This window comes from Phenylobacterium haematophilum (genome assembly GCF_014196295.1).
GTDB classification, from domain to species: domain Bacteria; phylum Pseudomonadota; class Alphaproteobacteria; order Caulobacterales; family Caulobacteraceae; genus Phenylobacterium; species Phenylobacterium haematophilum.
The window spans coordinates 573,012-589,685 of record NZ_JACIDK010000001.1 but is presented as its reverse complement, the minus strand read 5'-3'; the positions used below and the strand labels follow the sequence as shown (position 1 = coordinate 589,685).

Here is a 16,674-nt window from a genome sequence, read left to right as displayed (position 1 = left end):
TCATAGGGGTCACTCGCCGGGGTGCTTGGCCCCGCCCTCCCCCTCGACGATGGTGATCAGCGAACGGCCCGTGCCGCCGCCGGACTGCGGCGCCCGCCAGGGCCTGGCGGTCGCGGCGGCCCGCGGCGCACCGCCGACCACCTCGCGCGCGCCGACAGGCGCGGCCGGCTCGACCTCTGCCTGACCGACCGCCCGCAGCGCCAGCGACAGCGAGCCGAGGTCGGCGGCGACCGCCAGCTTCTGGGCGTCGCGGACGCTAACCTCCAGAGTCGCAGTGCTCGGCGCCTCAGGCTTGTTCGAGGTCGGGTCGGCGTTGAGGTCGACGCCCAGCACGCGCACGTTCTGGATCACCACCTCGGCCTGCAGCATCTTGTGCGTGTCGTCGTCCGACAGATTGCGCATCAGCACCACGTCGACGCGGTCGCCGGGCAGCGCATGACCGCCGACGCCGGAGACATCTGAAACGCCGATCGTATAGGCGCGCATTCCCGGCCCGATCTCGGCGGCGACGGAGGGCCGTGCGCCGGGTCCGCTGAGCTTGGTCGGCAGCAGGGGTTCGCGCGCCAGGATCGGCGACAGCGCGACCGGCGCGCCGCCATGGTCCTGGGCCAGCACCTGGTCGAGCGTGGCGAAGGCGCCCGCAGGCGCGGCATCGCGCGGAACTTGAACGAGCTTGAGGTGGCTGGCGTCCAGGCGCTCGCCGTACTTGATGTCCTTGGCGGCGACCACGACCGGCACGCCGCTTACGACTGGCGCGGGAGCCGCGGCGGAGGCGACATTGCCGTGCGCCGGCAGGGCCACCTTCGCCACGAACAGCGCCCCCAGCCCAAGCGCGGCCGACGCGCCCAAGCTCACCAAAGTCCCAACACGCATCGCCCCACCCCTGGATGCTACGCAACATCAATGAGTTAGGGGGCCCGCTGTTTCGATAACCGTAACAAAGACGGTCAACACCGCGTCAACTAAAGCCAAGCCTGAATCGACCAACGTTCGATGAGGCGCGCGCGCCATTCGGCGCGCAGACAAGCTGGCGCCGGCCGCCTATAGTATAACGGATTCCGGAGGATCCCACATGCGCCGTCTCGCCCTCGCCGCCGCCCTCGCGGCGCTCGCCGCCACCCCCGCCTTCGCGGCGCTGAAGGAGGGCGCAAAGGCCCCTGACTTCACCGCCCAGGGCTTTCAGGCCGGCAAGCCGATAACCTTTTCAATGGCCCAGGCCCGCAAGAACGGCCCGGTGGTGCTCTACTTCTTCCCGGCTGCGGAGACGGCTGGGTGCAACCTCGAGGCCCGCCTGTTCGCGGAATCGATCGATCAGTTCAAGGCGCAGGGCGCCACCGTCATCGGCGTCACCGCCGGCAACCTCGACAAGCTGGCGTCGTTCTCGGCCGACACCGAAAAGTGCTCGGGCAAGTTCCCGGTCGCCGCCGACCCTAGCGCCAAGATCGCCGCCACCTATGACGCCAGCCTGGCGGTCAAGCCCGGCTGGTCGAGCCGCACCTCTTACGTGATCTCGCCGTCCGGCCAAGTGATCCACGCCTATTCGGACATGAAGGCCAATGACCACGTTACCGAGACCCTCAGCGCGGTGAAGGCGTGGCGGGCCAAGAACCCGAAGTAGCCTAAGGGGCTGCCGCACGGGAAAAGCCTTGCCCTGCAACCGCTTTTCCCGTACTAGCCCGCCTCTTCACGGAAGGCGGTCTTGGGCCGGAACGCGAAAGGATCGGGAAACTCCCGGTCGCCGCGCCACAAGAGCCATCGTTTCCGACACTTACCCGGTGTCGGGCGCGCCGCCCTCCAAATGGGAAAAGGAAATATGGCGCTCTACGAGCACGTTGTTATTTCGCGGCAGGACATCTCGCCGCAACAGGCTGAAGCCCTCAACGACCAAATCAAGGCTCTGATCGAAGAAGGCGGCGGCTCCGTCGCGAAGATCGAGTACTGGGGTCTGCGCAACCTGACCTACCGCATTAAGAAGAACCGCAAGGGGCACTACTCCCTGCTCGCCATCGACGCCCCCCCGGCGGCGGTGAAGGAGATGGAGCGTCAGCTGGGCCTGAACGAAGACGTTCTGCGCACCCTGACCGTTCGCGTCGAGGAACTCGACCTTGAGCTCTCCCCGGTTCTGGCTCGCCGCGATCGCGAACGCGAACCGCGCCGTGAAGAATTCCAAAGCTAAGAAAGGGAGGGATCACCATGACTGACGAAACCTCCGCCGCTCCGTCGGCCCCCGCCGCTGGCGGCGCCCGCCGCCCGTTCTTCCGCCGCCGCAAGGTGTGCCCGTTCTCGGGCGCCAACGCTCCGAAGATCGACTACAAGGACGTGAAGCTGCTGCAGCGCTACGTCTCCGAGCGCGGCAAGATCGTGCCGTCGCGTATCACCGCGGTGTCGGCCAAGAAGCAACGCGAACTGGCTCGCGCCATCAAGCGCGCTCGCTTCCTCGCCCTCCTGCCCTACGTCGTGAAGTAAGGGGGACCGACACATGAAAGTTGTTCTGCTCGAACGCGTCGAAGGCCGTGGCGGCCTCGGCGATGTCGTCACCGTCAAGGACGGCTACGCCCGCAACTACCTCCTGCCTCGTCAGAAGGCCCTGCGCGCCACCGCCGCCAACCTCAAGGTCTTCGAAGCGCAACGCGCCGAGATCGAAGTCCGCAACCAGAAGGCCAAGGACGCCGCCGGCAAGGCTGGCGAGTCCCTGGACGGCACCTCGTACATCCTGATCCGTCAGGCGGGCGAGACCGGCCAGCTTTACGGTTCGGTTTCGGGTCGCGACGTTGCCGACATGGTCAACGCCGAAGGCGGCAAGATTGACCGCTCGATGGTCGTTCTCGACAAGCCGATCAAGACCCTTGGCGTCCACCCCGTGAAGGTTCGCCTGCACGCGGAAGTGACGGTAAGCGTCAACATCAACATCGCCCGCAGCCAGGACGAGGCCGAGCGCCAAGCCCGCGGTGAAAACGTGATCGCCTCGCAGTTCGAGGAAGATCGCGCGGCCGATGAGCAAGCCGCCCAGGACATGCTGGAAGGCGGCGCTGGCCAACAGGACGGCGAATACGGCGACCACTAATCGCCGGACGCAGTCCTAAGACTTCAGGAGCGGCGCGGGTCTTCGGATCCGCGCCGTTTCTTTTGAACTGCACTCAAGAATGTAGTTCCAACCCTGCACGCGCCATGATGTTCTGCTCGGCCACGACCGACGGGGGGAAGGCATGACCGCAGCGCAAGCGACCAGCGCAAGTTTCGACTTCGGACGGGTGGTCTCGAACACCCTCCGTGTTGTCGGCTCCAATCTTCGTGAGCTGTCGATCGTCGCCTTGCTGTTGGCCGGCGTGCCGGCGGCGATGATGGGCTGGGGCCAGGCGCTGCTGGGCGGCACGATCGACGGAACTGGCGCCGAGCCGAACTTCGCCGTGGCGCTGCCCGTGTTCTCACTGGGCGTCATCGCCCTGATGATCGGTTCGGTGCTGCTTCAGGCCGCGACCATTCGCGTCGCCGTCGCCACTCTGAATGGCGACAAGCCGTCAGCGTTCCGCGAGCTCAGCCGATCATACGGCGTCATCCTGCCGATCATCGGCTTGGCGATCGTGACAGGCTTCGGAATCGGTCTGGGAACGCTGCTGCTCATCGTGCCCGGCATCATCCTGGCGGTGATGTGGATCGTGGCGACGCCGGCCTACGTCATGGAACGCCCAGGGGTGTTCGGCGCCCTCGGCCGCAGCCGCAATCTCACCCGCGGACACCGCTGGCCGATCTTCGGCCTCTCGGTGGTCTACTTCGTCGCCTACTTCGTCATCTCGGCCGTGTTGGGTGGGATCTTTGTCGCCGCCGCGATGATCGCCGGGGACCTCAACGGCCTGCAGATCACCTCCACAATCGCCAATGCCCTACTCGGCGCCATTTCCGGCGTCGTGACGTCCGCTGGGATTTCGTCGATCTACTACGAGCTGAGGATGATCAAGGAAGGCGTCGGCGCCGCCCAACTCGCTGCCGTCTTCGACTGATCCGTCAGGCGGCGTGCTTGTCGCGCCGCCGCCGCCCCATCAGCAGCCGTCCCTCCAGCCGTCCTCGCAGAGCAGCGTAGTAGGCGCTGAGGAAGTCGTAGTCGTCCTGATCGGGCGACGCGGTCCAGCCGATCTTGATGCTGATCCGTTCGGCCACCGCCCGCACCGTGCGCCGGTCCCGCCGGCGGATCACCTCCTCCAGCACATGCAGTTCCTTCTCGCCATACGCGTCGAGCTGCGCGGGCGTGAACGGATAGCGGGTCAGCCGCTCCGAACCCTCGACCGCCATGTCGCGCGCCAGCCCCCGGCGCGGCGTGCGCACGACCCAGGTCCCGCCGACCAGGTCGCCGATCCGCAACCGGTCGCGGTTGAACAGCGGGAACAACGCGAAGATCGCCACCCAGACCATGCCCAGCAGGTACATCCAGGCTTGGCCGCCGCCCTCCTGGGCGCGCACGGCGATCACCGACAGCGGCATGAAGACTTCCAGCTCACGCATGGCGTTGCGGACCAGCACCGCCTCGGCCCGCAGCCGCCCGCCGTCGCGCGCGGCGACGCGCAGACCCAGCATCCGCTTGCCGGGCGTCGCCGCCGCTGCGCCCAGCTCGAAGGCGGTGAAGTAGAAGTTGCGCAGCAGGAAGGCGACCAGCAGCCAGATGACCGCGGCGATTTCCATGCCGGTCTGCCCGCCGCTGGTCACGCCGGTTGCAATGGCCAGGATGGTCAGCCCAAGCAGCGCCGCGAGGATGATCACCGTGTCGATGAAGAAGGCCGCCGCCCGCTGCCCGCCGTCGCCGATCTGCAGCCGCAGGTCGACGCCCTCGGGCGTCACGAAGGCCCGCGTGACCTTGTCGAGGGCGTCGCTCACGAGGCGATCTCCCGGCGCGGGCCGTAGAAGTAGGCGCCCCAGAGCAGCGCCGTCCCGAGCGCCACGCCGTAGCGGATCAGATCATGGTTGATCAGCTGGCGGCCGAAGCCCTCCAGAATGCCGGCGAAGAACAGCATGACCACTACGCCGGCCATCACCGCCCCCGCCGTGCGGCCCGCCGCGGCCAGCGAGTCGAGGCGCGACAGGGCGCCCGGGAACGCCAGGCTCCAACCGACCCGGATTCCGGCGGCTCCCGCCAGCATGACCGCGAACAGCTCGGTCACGCCATGGATGAGCAGCCAGCCGCCCAGTTCGAAGCCGAGCCCGCGGCTAAAGTAGAGGGACAGGAAGGCCCCCAGCGTCGCGCCGTTGTAGATCAGCAGCATCAGGCTCGGAATGCAGAACGCGAAGCCGAGCGCGAAGGCCAGCAGCGCCACCTGGGCGTTGTGGGTGAACAGGAAGGTCGCGAATACCGACAGGCCGTCGCCCGAGCCTCCGCCGTCGTAAAGCATCTGACGCAGAGTTTCGGTGGCTGCGGCCGGGTCGCGACCTCCGGCGAGGCCCTCAGGGACGAACACGTGATACCACTGGGCGTCGTGCGCAATCAGCAGTGCGGCGGCGACCGCGCCCAGGGCCGTCAGCGCCGCGGCCGCCAGCGTCTCGCGCCAGACGCTGCGCACGGCGGCCGGCCAGTCCCCTTGGAAGAACCCGCCCAACCGCTCCAGCAAGGTCGAACGCGAGCCGTAGACGAAGAAGTAGGCCCGCGCCGACAGCACCTCCAGATAGTCGATCAGGCTGCGGTCCAGCGAGGTCTCACGCGCCACGCTGAGCGCCGAGAGCGTGGAGCGGTAGAGGACGGGGATCGCCAGCAACTCGTCGTCGGTCAGGCTCGCCGCCGACCGCTTCTCGACGCGGTCCATCAGCCGCTCGAGCCGCTTCCAATCGGCTTCCCGCTCTTCACGAAACCGCTGGCTCTTGAGGGCCGAGCTCACAGAAGGTCCCTCCGCTTGAGATCCAGATAGGCGTTGATCACCTCGGGCCCGATCCGATCGGCCGGCGTCTCGACGATATGCACGCCCAGCCGTCGCAGCCGCGAGATCACCAGCTCGCGCTCGCGCAGCAGACTGGCGGCGAACACGGCGCGGGAGACGTCCTCCGGCGCCTTCGGCTCGGCGGCCACCATGCCCTCGAGTTCCTCGTCTTTCAGCACCACGAACATGATGAGGTGCCGGCCGACCAGCCGCCCGACGGATTCGATCATCAACTGCGCAGCCGTCTGGTCGGTGAAGTCGGTGAATACGACGACCAGCGAGCGCCGCTGCAGTTCCCCGGCGAGCACCGAAAGCCCCAAGGTGTAGTTGGTCTCCTCGGCGGAGTAGTCGATGCGCCCGGCCATCTGCTGCAGGACCATGAACGCGTTCGGTCCGCCCACGGCCCCGGTCGACAGCCGCGGCGCTGAATCAAAGGCGAAGAGCCCCGCCCGGTCGCCCGATCGTAGGCACGCGTGGGCCAGCAGCAGCGCCCCGTGGATCGCCCGGTCGATCCGCGGCGCGCCGTCCACCGGCTCACTCATCGCCCGGCCGCAGTCCACCGCCATGACCACGTTGTGGTTGCGTTCGGTGCGGAATTCCTTGGCGAGCAGCGCAGCGTGCCGGGCCGACTGTTTCCAGTCGACGGCGCGGCGATCCATGCCCGCCTGAAAGTCGCGCAGGGCGTGGAACTCCGATCCCTCGCCGACCTCTATCTGCGCCTTGGCTCCGAACAGCGCGTTGCGTGCGAACAGGCGCACCGCCTCGTCGTGAACCCATTGCAGGTCCGTCGTGATGACCAGATTGTAGTCGAGCTCGAAGGTCTTCTGTTTCCAGATCAGGCCCAGGGGCCCACACCAGCGAAGCCACAGGGACTCCAGCTTAGCCAGTCCGCGCCGGTGCGGCGTGAAGGCGACGACGATCTCCGCAGCGCCATCGCGAACCTCTGCGATCGACGTGCGGCTCTCCAGGCCTAGCCGCTCGCCCGCCGCCAGCGCCGCCTCGATCGTTTGCGGCGCCCCCCCTTCGAACCTCGCGACGAACCGCGCTGCGCCCGCCCGCGCCACCGCTGCGCTCAACGGGGAAATCGGGTCCAGGGTCAGACGGTCGCGCGCGCCGCCCAGCATCGCGTCGAGCGCCATCAGCAGCAGCAGGCCGCCGGCCCAGACCAGCCCGACCGCCCACAGGGGCTCGGCCACGCTCCCCGCGATCAGCGCAAGGGGCGCTCCGGCCGCGACGGCCAGGACAGCGCGTCGCGTCGGATAGATCACCGCGGGGCCGCCACCTGATCGACAAGCGCGGCCAACGCCTGGTCCACGCGCCGCCCCTCGATCTCAGCCGCGGGCGACAGGATCACGCGGTGGCGCAACGCCGGCGGCGCAAGCGTCTTCACATCGTCAGGAATGACATAGTCGCGTCCGTCCAGCGCCGCGTGCGCCCGCGCCGCGAGCGCGAGCATCGCGCCCGCCCGCGGGGAGGCGCCAGTCTCGATGTCGGCGGACTCGCGCGTCGCCCGGATCAGGTCGACGACATAGCCCGCGACCTCCTCGGTCAGGCGCACCTGGGCGACCGCTTCGACCGCCGCGTCGACGCCGGCCCGGTCCAGCACCTTTCTCACGCCTAGGTCGGCAGGACTCGGCAGGCCGGCACGCGAACCATGCCCCAGCACGATCCCCAGCTCGTCGTCGCGCGTCGGATAGTCGAGCACATGCTTGAATAGGAAACGGTCGAGCTGGGCCTCCGGCAGCGGATAGGTTCCCTGCTGCTCAATGGGGTTCTGGGTCGCCACGACCGTAAACCGGGCGTTCAGCTCATGCGACTGCCCGTCGATCGTGATCCTCCGCTCCTGCATCGCCTCCAGCAGCGCAGCCTGGGTCTTCGGCGGTGTCCGGTTGATCTCATCGGCCAGCAGCAGCTCGCAGAACACCGGCCCGCGGTTCAGGGTGAATGTGCTGGTCTGGAAATTGAACAGATTGGCGCCGATGATGTCGCCGGGCATCAGGTCCGGCGTGAACTGGATGCGGCCGTAGTCGAGCCCAAGGCTCGCGGCGAAGGCTTGGGCCAGCAGCGTCTTGGCCGTACCCGGAGGGCCCTCCAGCAGTACGTGGCCGCCCGCGAACAATGCTGTCAGCAGCAGATCGACCGCCGCGTCCTGGCCGATGACCGCCTTGCCGATCTCGGCGCGTATGTCGTCGGCCAGCGCCTTCACTTCAGCGACGTTCACGCGTCATCTCCTGTCTCCAGCGATAGAGGTCTCGGGCGACCTCCATCAGGTCGCCCTTGGTGCGCGCCGCCCGGGCGCGTTCGATCAGGGCCGAAATCCGATAGTTCGTTCCGCCCGCGGCGCCGAGCCGGTCGAGAACCCGATTAAGTTCATCGCCCTCAAGCCCGCGCGGCGCGCCAACGGCGCGAGCCGTCTCTGCTCGCACCACCTCGCCATAAGGCGCCGCCATCCGGTGCTCGCGGCGGGCCATGCGCACCAGGCCCGCGGTGTTGTCCGCGAGCGCCAGCTTGCCCAGGGCCACAGCTCGCGCCTGCGCCCGCGCCGGCCCGAACCGCACCGCGGCCTGGACGCCGACCAGAGCGAGAGCCACTAACAGGCTTAGCGTGGCGCCCAGGAGCGGCGGCTCAAGCATCAGGCGCAACGGATTGAGCGAGCGCTCGAACCCGTGCAGCGTCAGATCGAACACGACGGGCGTATCCTCGGCGCGGATCACAGACAGCATGGCGACCGCCGCGCGGGCGCCGCCGAGGCTCTTCAAGCCCGCCGTGTCGAGGAAGTCAGGGTCGGCGAGGACATAGACGCCGGATTTCGCGTTCATGACCAGGACGCCCCGTCCCGCTTCGTCCACCACGACGGGGATCCAGCCGGGACCGGATAGGGTTCGCAGGTTCTCCATCGACGGCTGCACGCCCACCGCTCGCCCGTCTGGTCGGGCCAGGCGCACAGCCGCGGTTCCAGCCCCCGTCTGCAGGGTCAGCCCGCTGCGCCAGGCTGCCGGCATCACCTTCAGCGCCACGTCCTGGCCAACCGGCGCAGCGACGCGGACCCAGCCGCGACGGGCGGGATGCGGGATGGTCACCCACTTGGGCAGGACGACCAACTTGGGACCGACATGCTCGATGTCGCTAAGCCGACTACCGCTCGTCCCCGGACCGGGGGTCAGCACCAACAGGCCATCGGCGGCCGTCGCCGACAGCGGCCCGCGCCGCATGACGACAGGGGTTCCCGAGGCTTCTAGAAGCCGTGCGACGGCGGCGAAGCCGACCGCCGAGCGCGACAGGGCGTGGCCCTGGCCGTTGTCGCCCGAGCGCAGCTCAGGCTCGTAGGCCGCCAGCAGGCCTAGCCCAGCCAGCGACACGCAGCCGACCAGCACCAGCACCAGCATCACCATGGGCGAGAACGCCCGGCTGCGATCCCCCGTCATGGCCACCCCGCGGGCAGCGCAAAGGCTTCGTACTCGCGTCGGCACTCGGCGTATTCGGCCGCCTCCACGGGCGCGCCCCCAAACAGGCTGCGCTCGACCACTCGGCCGATCTGGGCGAACGCGGGCCGCGCGGACGGCGGCAGCGCCGAAAGCCCCGCGATTTCACGGGTAGTCAGGGCCGGCCTCACGGACCTTGGGCGCCGCCGCTCGATATCCGCGACGCTGCGCAGCAGGATTAGGTGCGCGGCCTCGGCGAACCGGCCCTGCGCCGCCAGCGCGTCGGCGGCGGCCAACAGGTCGCGCGCCGCAGCTGCGTCGGGCCGCCATTCGGGGGCCGTTTCGGCGGCGACCGTCTTGGGCCTGGCCGCCGGCATCCGCAGGCGCAGGACCTCCCGCACCAGCGCGTAGAGCACGAGGGTGGCGATGATCGCCACGCCGACCCAGAACACCCATTTCAGCAGCGGGGCGATCGCCTGGAACGCCTCGGCGATCCACTCGAACCACTTCGGAATCTTGGGGGGCCGGAAGTCGACGCGGTCGAACTGGAAGCCGCGATCCCTCGTCAGCTCCGCATGCGCCGCCGCAAGCGGATCGCCCGCCTTGCCGACAGGGGCGCCTGCATCCACGCCTCGTTGCATCGCCACCCCGGAACAACCGATCCTTGATGTTTAGGGCCAGGATCAGACGCCGTCGACTCCAAGCTTGGACGTGGATCAGGGCGGACCCTTGAGCATAGCAGGCCCGCTTCTACCCAGCGTTTTCCGCGAAGCGTTGCAATTATGTGCTTTCGGAAGCCGTCAGCAATTCCTACCATTTCTCTAGGGCCATAATCCGTCCGCCGAATGGCGGGAAAAATAAACTGGGGATATCAATGACGTATCGCGTACTGCTGCTTGCGGCGACTTCCGCCGCGAGTCTGTTTTCTGGCGTGGCTTACGCTCAAACGGGCGCCGGTGAAGTCGAAGAGCTAGTTGTCACCGGCACCCGGACCGAAGGCCGCTCGCGGCTCGAAACCCTCGCTCCCGTGGATGTGATCAGCGCCGATGCGCTGCAGCAGCGCGGCACGACCGAACTGGCGACCGCGCTCGCGACGTCGGTCCCCTCCATCACCTTCCCGCGCCCGTCCAACACCGACGGCACAGACGCCATCCGCCCCGCGACTCTGCGCGGCCAGGGCCCGGACCAGACCCTCGTGCTGGTCAACGGCACGCGCCGTCACGCCACCGCGCTCGTCAACACCAACGGCTCGGTCGGTCGCGGCTCGGCCGCGGTCGACCTCAACGCCATACCGTCCACGGCCATCGACCGCATCGAAGTGCTGCGTGACGGCGCCTCGGCCCAGTACGGCTCGGACGCCATCGCCGGCGTGATCAACATGCGCCTGCGCGAAGCCGCCAGCGGCGGCGGCCTGTCGGTGACCTACGGCTCGTACTTGACCAAGTTCGACGGCTACTACGGTCGCAAGGACGACATCAGCGACGGCGCCACCACCACGGTGTCCGGCTGGCAGGGCCTGAGCTTCCTTGGCGACGGCTTCCTGACGCTGTCGGCCGAGTACCGCTCGCGCGAGAACACCAACCGCAGCGACATCGACAAGCGCGTCACCCCCAACCGCATCACCTCGCGGTTCGGCGACGCCGACGTCGATGACATCTCGTTCTATGCCAACGCCGGCAAGTCGCTGAACGACGTCTGGGACCTCTACGGCTGGTACGGCTACCAGCATCGCGACGCCTCCAGCGCCGCCACCTACCGCCTGCCGACCGACACCCAGCAGAACATCCTGTCTGTCTATCCGAACGGCTACCTGCCGTATCTGACGACCGACACCGAGGACAACAGCGCCGGCCTTGGCGTCCGCGGCCAGATCGGCGGCTTCAACGCCGACTTCAATATCGTCTACGGAAAGAACGACATCGACTTCGGGGTCCAGAACACCATCAACCCCTCGTACGGCCCCACCTCGCCGACCTCGTTCCAGGCCGGCGGCCTGACCTACGACCAACTGGTTTTCGGCGCCGACTTCAGCCGTGAATTCGACGTCGGCCTCGCCGGCCCGCTCAACGTCGCTTTCGGCCTCGAGGCCCGCAAGGAAACCTACAAGGTCAACCAGGGCGAAGTGGCGTCCTACGCCCGCGGTCCCGTCGCCGGCGTGACGTTCGGCTCGCGCGGCTTCACCGGCTTCACCCCGTCCAACGAAGTGGATGTCGATCGCGACAACGTCGGGGTTTATGTCGACCTGGAAGGCAAGGTCACCGAGCAGCTGACCCTGTCGGCCGCGGTTCGCTACGAGGATTATTCCGACTTCGGCGACACCACGACCGGCAAGCTCGCGGCGCGCTACGAGTTCACGCCGGAGTTCGCCATCCGCGGCGCCATCTCGACCGGCTTCCGCGCTCCGGCGCTGCAGCAGCAGTACTTCACCTCGACGTCGATCCTCTACATCGACAACGTCCCGTACGAGACCGGCACCTACCCGGCCACCAGCCCGGTCGCCCGGGCCCTGGGCGCCGAGCCGTTGAAGGCCGAGAGCTCCGATAACTACGCGCTCGGCTTCGTCTTCCGCCGCGGGGCGTTCGAACTGACCGTCGACGGCTACAAGATCGACGTGAAGGACCGCATCGTCCTCTCGGAAACCCTGACCGGCAGCCCGACCGCCGCGCCCGGGACTAACGCACGTGTGATCTACGATCTGCTCTCGCCGCTTGGCGCGACGGCGGCCCGCTTCTTCATCAACGGCGTCGACACCGAGACCGTGGGCGTCGACGTGGTGGCGCGCTATCGCATCGTCGACGAACAGGCCGGGACCTTCGATCTGACCGCGGCCGCCAACTACAACGACGTCGATGTCACCAAGACCCCAGTGACCAAGGCTTCGATCCTGCCGACCCCGACCTCGCTGTTCGCACGCCAGGCGACCATGCGGTTCGAGGACGGCACGCCGAAGCACAAGCTGGCCCTGCAGGGCGACTGGAACCGCGAAGCCTGGGGCGCGACCGTGCGCACCACGATCTATGGCGACGTCCTTTCGCCGGGCGCGGCGCTGGACGGAAGCGGCGACAACCACACCGGCACGCGCGGCCTGGTCGACCTGGAAGCCCGCTACACCTTCCCGATCGGCCTGACCGCCTCGGTCGGCGCGGACAACGTCTTTGACGTCTATCCGCGTCAGATCACCCCGAACCAGAACACGACCTCGGCTGCGCCGTTCTCGTCGTTCTCGCCGTTCGGGTTCAACGGCCGCTTCGTCTACGGCCGCCTGGCCTACAAGTGGTAGGCTAAGACTTACGTCCGGAATTGACGCGGCGCAGGGCTATCTCGGCCCTGCGCCGCTGTCATTCTACAGCTATCCACAGGGGCGACATTTCTCCTGTGGGTTCCCCTGACATCGGCGCAGACCACCCCCCTCCGGGTTAGGTATCTGTAAAACCGATGTCCATCGTTCCCGCACTCGATCTCCGCCCCGCCCAGAACGACGCCGCGATCCCGCATGCGCCGGCGAACATCGAGGCCGAACAGGCCCTGCTCGGCGTCCTGCTCTACGACAACGCCGCCTTCGAGCGCCTTGGCGACTTCCTGCAGGCCCGCCACTTCTACGAACCGTTTCACCAGCGGTTGTTCACCGCGATCGAATCCGCGGTGCGCAAGGGCCAGCTGGCCGAACCCATCCTGCTGGCCGAGCAGTTCACCCGCGATCCGGCGTTTGAGGAACTCGGCGGCATCCGCTACCTCGCCGACCTCGTCGACCGCGCCCCGCCCGCCGCCAACGCTCCGGATTACTCCCGCGCGGTCTACGATCTGGCCCTGCGGCGCGACCTGATCCGCATCGGCGGGGAAATCGCCCTGGCCGCCCAGCAGGGCGACACCGACCGATCCGCGCGCGATCAGATCGAAGCCGCCGAAGCCCAGCTGTTCACCCTGGCTGAATCGGGCGGCAACAATCAGGGCTTCGTGCCGTTCTCCGAAGCCGTACACGGCGCCGTCACCCTGGCGGCCGAGGCCCATGCCCGCGACGGCGGCCTGGCCGGCATCTCGACGGGTCTGATCGACCTCGACCGCAAGATCGGCGGCCTGCACCCTTCGGACCTTCTGATCCTGGCGGCCCGTCCGTCGATGGGTAAGACGTCGCTCGCCTGTAACGTCGCCTTCGACGTGGCCCGCAACTATGCCTGGGAACCGCAGCCGGACGGCACCCGCAAGACCGTATCGGGCGGCGTCGTCGCATTCTTCTCGCTTGAAATGTCCGCGGACCAGCTGGCGATGCGTCTGCTCGCCGAAGTCTCGGGCGTTTCCGGCGACAAGCTGCGCAAGGGCGAGATCGACGCCCTGGAATTCGGCCGGATCCGCGACGCGGCGCTGGAGATCCAGGACGCGCCGCTGTTCATCGACGCCACCGGCGGCATCACCATCGCCAAGCTCGCCGCTCGCGCCCGCCGCCTGAAGCGGACCCACGGTCTCGACCTCATCGTCATCGACTACCTGCAGCTGGTCACGGGCGGCGACGGCAAGAGCGACAACCGGGTGCAGGAAGTCTCGATGATCACCCAGTCGATGAAGGCCTTGGCCAAGGAACTGGCCGTGCCTGTCATCGCGCTCTCGCAGCTTTCCCGTCAGGTGGAAAACCGCGAGGACAAGCGGCCGCAGCTCTCCGACCTGCGGGAATCGGGCTCTATCGAGCAGGACGCCGACATGGTCATGTTCATCTACCGCGAGAGCTACTACCTCGGCCGCTCCGAGCCGCGCGAAGGCACGCCCGAGCACCTGACCTGGCAGGAGGAGATGGACAAGGTCCGCGGCACCGCCGACGTGATCATCGCCAAGCAGCGTCACGGCCCGATCGGCACAGTGAAGCTGTCCTTCAACGAAGATATCACCAAGTTCGGCAACCTGGCGCACAGCCACTTCTACACGTCCGACGACTAACCCGTCGGGCAAGCCCTCTTCACCGATCGGAATAGGCCCGGCCTCGCGCCGTCCGCCGGGCTCGGCTATGGGACTGGCGATGTCTTCCTCCCCTCCCGCGCGCCTGACCATCGACCTCGACGCCCTCGCGCACAACTTGGCGGTCCTGCGCGCCGCCGCCCCCGGGGCCGACGCCGCGCCCGTCATCAAGGCGGACGGCTATGGCCTCGGCGCCGGCCCGGTGGGTCGCCGGCTGTGGGCCGAGGGGGCCCGCGCCTTTTTCGTCGCGCGGCTTTCCGAGGGCGAGGCCCTGCGCGACGAACTCGGGCCCGATCGTCCCGCGGCGATCTACGTGCTGGACGGCTTCCTGCCCGGCGACGGGCCGCGGCTGGCCGCTTCCGGACTAACCCCCGTGCTGGAAAGCCTGCCCCAGATCGAGGCGGCCAACACTTACGCCGCCTCGGTTGGGCGTATGCCGATCGCGCTCCAGGTCGACACAGGCATGAACCGACAGGGCGTCACGTTGGACGAGGCCAAGGCCCTCGCCGCCTCGCCCGACCGCCTGCGCCATCTCGACGTCCAAGTGCTGATGAGCCACCTCGGCTCGGCCACCGATCCGGCCGACGCCCGCAACGCGCTGCAGCTGGAACGCTTCAATCAGGTGCGGCCGCTGTTCCCGGAAGCGCGGACCAGCTTCGCCGCCTCGGCCGGAATCATGCTTGCCCCCGACTACCGCGCCGACATCATCCGGCCTGGCATCAGCCTCTATGGCGGCGGCCCGGAGGAACGGCCTGATCCACGGCTCAAGGCGGTGGCGCGGCTGGAGGCCAAGATCCTCTACATCCGGAACATCCTGCCCGGCGAAATCGTCGGCTACGGCTCGCGCCTCGTCGCCGACCGCCCGATCCGCATGGCCGTGGTCGGCGCCGGCTACGCCGACGGAGTCATCCGTGCCTCCCAGCGCGGCGGCTACGCCTGGTACGGCGGCGCGCGCCGCGAGGTCCTGATCGTCACCATGGACCTGATCGGCGTCGACCTCGGCCAGTCTCCGGCCGCCATCGGCGAGTATGTGGAGTTGCTGGGCCCCAACGTGCTGATAGACGATATCGCCACGGCCGCCGGCACCGTGGCGCACGAATGCCTCGTGCGCCTCGGCGGCCGGGCTGAGCGCGTCTATCTCGGCGCGGCCTAGCCTTTCGACAGGGCTTCCAGCTTGGCCGGGCCGACCGCCGCCACCGCCGACTTCAGATCATCGACGCTGGCGCCGTCGCCTTCGGCGGCGACCATGAAGCGATCGCCGACCAGGACGCTGTACTGTCCGTGCCGCGTGGCGCTGTCGTAGGATTCCTGGGTCATGCGACCGTCGACCTTGCCGATCTTCTCGTACTTGCCGTTCGACTCGCTGGACGACTGCATGTTGAAGGCGCTGGCCATGCCCGCCAGGGCGCCGGCCGCGCCCAGGTCGGTGACGCTGAGCCGGATCGTGGCGTCGCCCTTGGTGTAGACACCCTCGGCCTGCGAACCGGCGACGCCCGCCGCGCCACCCGACCCCGTGGTCAGTTCGGTGCGCGCGTAACCAGCTATCCCTTCGGGCAGATAGGCCTTCAACACGTCGGGCTGCACGGCCTCCGGCGCCTCGCCGCTCTCGATCTGCTTGGCGGCCGCCTCCATCTGCTTGGAGGCTTCCTCAAGCTTCCCTAGGTCCACCGACTTGTCGCCGATTTGCACGGTGTTGGAGCTTAGCGCTCCGGCCGCGCCCATGCCGACCAGGCCAAAGGTGGTGATCGCACCCAACACGGCGTTGATCGCGATCGACAGCACGATCGCAACGACGACGGCGACGGCCGTGTAGCCGAACGCCTTCTCCTGCGGCGCCTTCATCAGTTTGGGCAGGCCGAGGTAGAGCAGATAAAGCCCATAGAGCGCGCCAAGCACCGCCAGCAGTCCGACAATCGGTATCAGCGCGAACACGCCGGCGATCCAGCCGGCGGTGCTCGAATAGACCGCCACCTTCATCGCCTGGACCTGATTCTTCTGGCCGTCGAACGACGGCGCCAGCCCGTCGATGATCAGGCCCATGACGAAGACCATGGCCAGGTTCAGCACATAGCCGACCACCGCGCCGACGATTCCGAACAGGATCGGGATCTTGATGCCGAACGCGCCGCCGATCACGGCGCCGCCAATCAGGCCGCAGATCGCCGGGATCAGCGCCAGAATGGCTGCATAGTTCCGAAACAACCCACCGGTCGTCGCCGGCTCAGTGTCGATCACGTCCCAGGTCGCGCCCGGCTTCAACAGGATCGACTTAACTCGCTCGACCAGACCCGACGTTGCGGACCCCGGTTCAACTGCGCTCATTTTACCCCTCCAGCCCTTGAAAACCTATCGCCCTACCCGCGTAACGGGAATCTATCTCACGCCATGCGACGGACGCCAACTTCGGGGCG

16 protein-coding genes are annotated in these 16,674 nt (G+C 67.9%); 8 read left to right on the top strand and 8 right to left on the bottom strand.

Annotated elements, in window-relative coordinates; all coding sequences use genetic code 11:
• Nucleotides 1-9 precede the first annotated feature (9 nt).
• Nucleotides 10-855, bottom strand: a complete 846-nt coding sequence (gene cpaB, locus GGQ61_RS02970; protein ID WP_183769817.1) for a Flp pilus assembly protein CpaB — start codon at nucleotides 853-855, stop codon at nucleotides 10-12.
• A gap of 217 nt (nucleotides 856-1,072) precedes the next feature.
• On the opposite strand from cpaB, the gene GGQ61_RS02965 reads away from it, so the two are divergent.
• The 5 genes from GGQ61_RS02965 (at nucleotide 1,073) to GGQ61_RS02945 (ending at nucleotide 3,998) form a co-directional block, all read left to right on the top strand.
• Nucleotides 1,073-1,618, top strand: a complete 546-nt coding sequence (locus GGQ61_RS02965; RefSeq protein WP_183769816.1) for a peroxiredoxin — start codon at nucleotides 1,073-1,075, stop codon at nucleotides 1,616-1,618.
• A 195-nt stretch (nucleotides 1,619-1,813) separates the two neighbouring features.
• Nucleotides 1,814-2,176 (top strand): 30S ribosomal protein S6, encoded by a 363-nt coding sequence (rpsF, locus tag GGQ61_RS02960; protein ID WP_183769815.1) that lies wholly within the window; start codon nucleotides 1,814-1,816, stop codon nucleotides 2,174-2,176.
• 17 nt (nucleotides 2,177-2,193) lie between these two features.
• Nucleotides 2,194-2,466 (top strand): 30S ribosomal protein S18, encoded by a 273-nt coding sequence (gene rpsR / locus GGQ61_RS02955; protein WP_183769814.1) that lies wholly within the window; start codon nucleotides 2,194-2,196, stop codon nucleotides 2,464-2,466.
• A 13-nt stretch (nucleotides 2,467-2,479) separates the two neighbouring features.
• On the top strand, nucleotides 2,480-3,064 hold the full coding sequence (gene rplI, locus GGQ61_RS02950) for a 50S ribosomal protein L9 (protein WP_183769813.1): 585 nt from the start codon (nucleotides 2,480-2,482) through the stop codon (nucleotides 3,062-3,064).
• 142 nt (nucleotides 3,065-3,206) lie between these two features.
• Nucleotides 3,207-3,998: a YciC family protein gene (locus GGQ61_RS02945; RefSeq protein ID WP_183769812.1), complete on the top strand. Its 792-nt coding sequence runs from the start codon at nucleotides 3,207-3,209 to the stop codon at nucleotides 3,996-3,998.
• A gap of 4 nt (nucleotides 3,999-4,002) precedes the next feature.
• Here the strand turns inward: GGQ61_RS02945 and GGQ61_RS02940 are convergent, their stop codons facing one another.
• The 6 genes from GGQ61_RS02940 to GGQ61_RS02915 form a co-directional block, all read right to left on the bottom strand.
• Nucleotides 4,003-4,866: an RDD family protein gene (locus GGQ61_RS02940; RefSeq protein WP_183769811.1), complete on the bottom strand. Its 864-nt coding sequence runs from the start codon at nucleotides 4,864-4,866 to the stop codon at nucleotides 4,003-4,005.
• Nucleotides 4,863-5,858 carry a stage II sporulation protein M gene (locus tag GGQ61_RS02935; protein WP_343056003.1) on the bottom strand — a complete coding sequence of 332 codons (996 nt, stop codon included), beginning with the start codon at nucleotides 5,856-5,858 and terminating at the stop codon, nucleotides 4,863-4,865. The genes GGQ61_RS02940 and GGQ61_RS02935 overlap by 4 nt, the downstream gene beginning before the upstream one ends.
• Nucleotides 5,855-7,093 carry a DUF58 domain-containing protein gene (locus tag GGQ61_RS02930; protein WP_343056002.1) on the bottom strand — a complete coding sequence of 413 codons (1,239 nt, stop codon included), beginning with the start codon at nucleotides 7,091-7,093 and terminating at the stop codon, nucleotides 5,855-5,857. The genes GGQ61_RS02935 and GGQ61_RS02930 overlap by 4 nt, the downstream gene beginning before the upstream one ends.
• A 68-nt stretch (nucleotides 7,094-7,161) precedes the next feature.
• Nucleotides 7,162-8,118: an AAA family ATPase gene (locus GGQ61_RS02925; RefSeq protein ID WP_183769809.1), complete on the bottom strand. Its 957-nt coding sequence runs from the start codon at nucleotides 8,116-8,118 to the stop codon at nucleotides 7,162-7,164.
• Nucleotides 8,105-9,322, bottom strand: coding sequence for a DUF4350 domain-containing protein (locus tag GGQ61_RS02920; protein WP_183769808.1), 1,218 nt, complete (start codon nucleotides 9,320-9,322; stop codon nucleotides 8,105-8,107). The genes GGQ61_RS02925 and GGQ61_RS02920 overlap by 14 nt, the downstream gene beginning before the upstream one ends.
• A complete protein-coding gene (locus GGQ61_RS02915) occupies nucleotides 9,319-9,960 on the bottom strand; it encodes a DUF4129 domain-containing protein (RefSeq protein ID WP_183770580.1) in 642 nt (213 codons plus the stop codon). Before GGQ61_RS02915 ends, GGQ61_RS02920 begins: the two co-directional genes overlap by 4 nt.
• A gap of 290 nt (nucleotides 9,961-10,250) precedes the next feature.
• Between GGQ61_RS02915 and GGQ61_RS02910 the strand changes: the two genes are divergently transcribed.
• The 3 genes from GGQ61_RS02910 (at nucleotide 10,251) to alr (ending at nucleotide 15,416) form a co-directional block, all read left to right on the top strand.
• Nucleotides 10,251-12,599 (top strand): TonB-dependent receptor plug domain-containing protein, encoded by a 2,349-nt coding sequence (locus tag GGQ61_RS02910; RefSeq protein WP_343056001.1) that lies wholly within the window; start codon nucleotides 10,251-10,253, stop codon nucleotides 12,597-12,599.
• A gap of 155 nt (nucleotides 12,600-12,754) precedes the next feature.
• Nucleotides 12,755-14,245, top strand: coding sequence for a replicative DNA helicase (locus tag GGQ61_RS02905; RefSeq protein ID WP_183769806.1), 1,491 nt, complete (start codon nucleotides 12,755-12,757; stop codon nucleotides 14,243-14,245).
• 79 nt (nucleotides 14,246-14,324) lie between these two features.
• Complete coding sequence (gene alr / locus GGQ61_RS02900; protein ID WP_183769805.1) at nucleotides 14,325-15,416, top strand: alanine racemase; 1,092 nt, start codon at nucleotides 14,325-14,327, stop codon at nucleotides 15,414-15,416.
• Here the strand turns inward: alr and GGQ61_RS02895 are convergent.
• The gene (locus GGQ61_RS02895) at nucleotides 15,413-16,585 is read right to left on the bottom strand and encodes a Yip1 family protein (RefSeq protein WP_183769804.1); all 1,173 of its coding nucleotides are present in this window, start codon (nucleotides 16,583-16,585) and stop codon (nucleotides 15,413-15,415) included. The two genes, alr and GGQ61_RS02895, sit on opposite strands and share 4 nt — an antisense overlap.
• Nucleotides 16,586-16,674 lie beyond the last annotated feature (89 nt).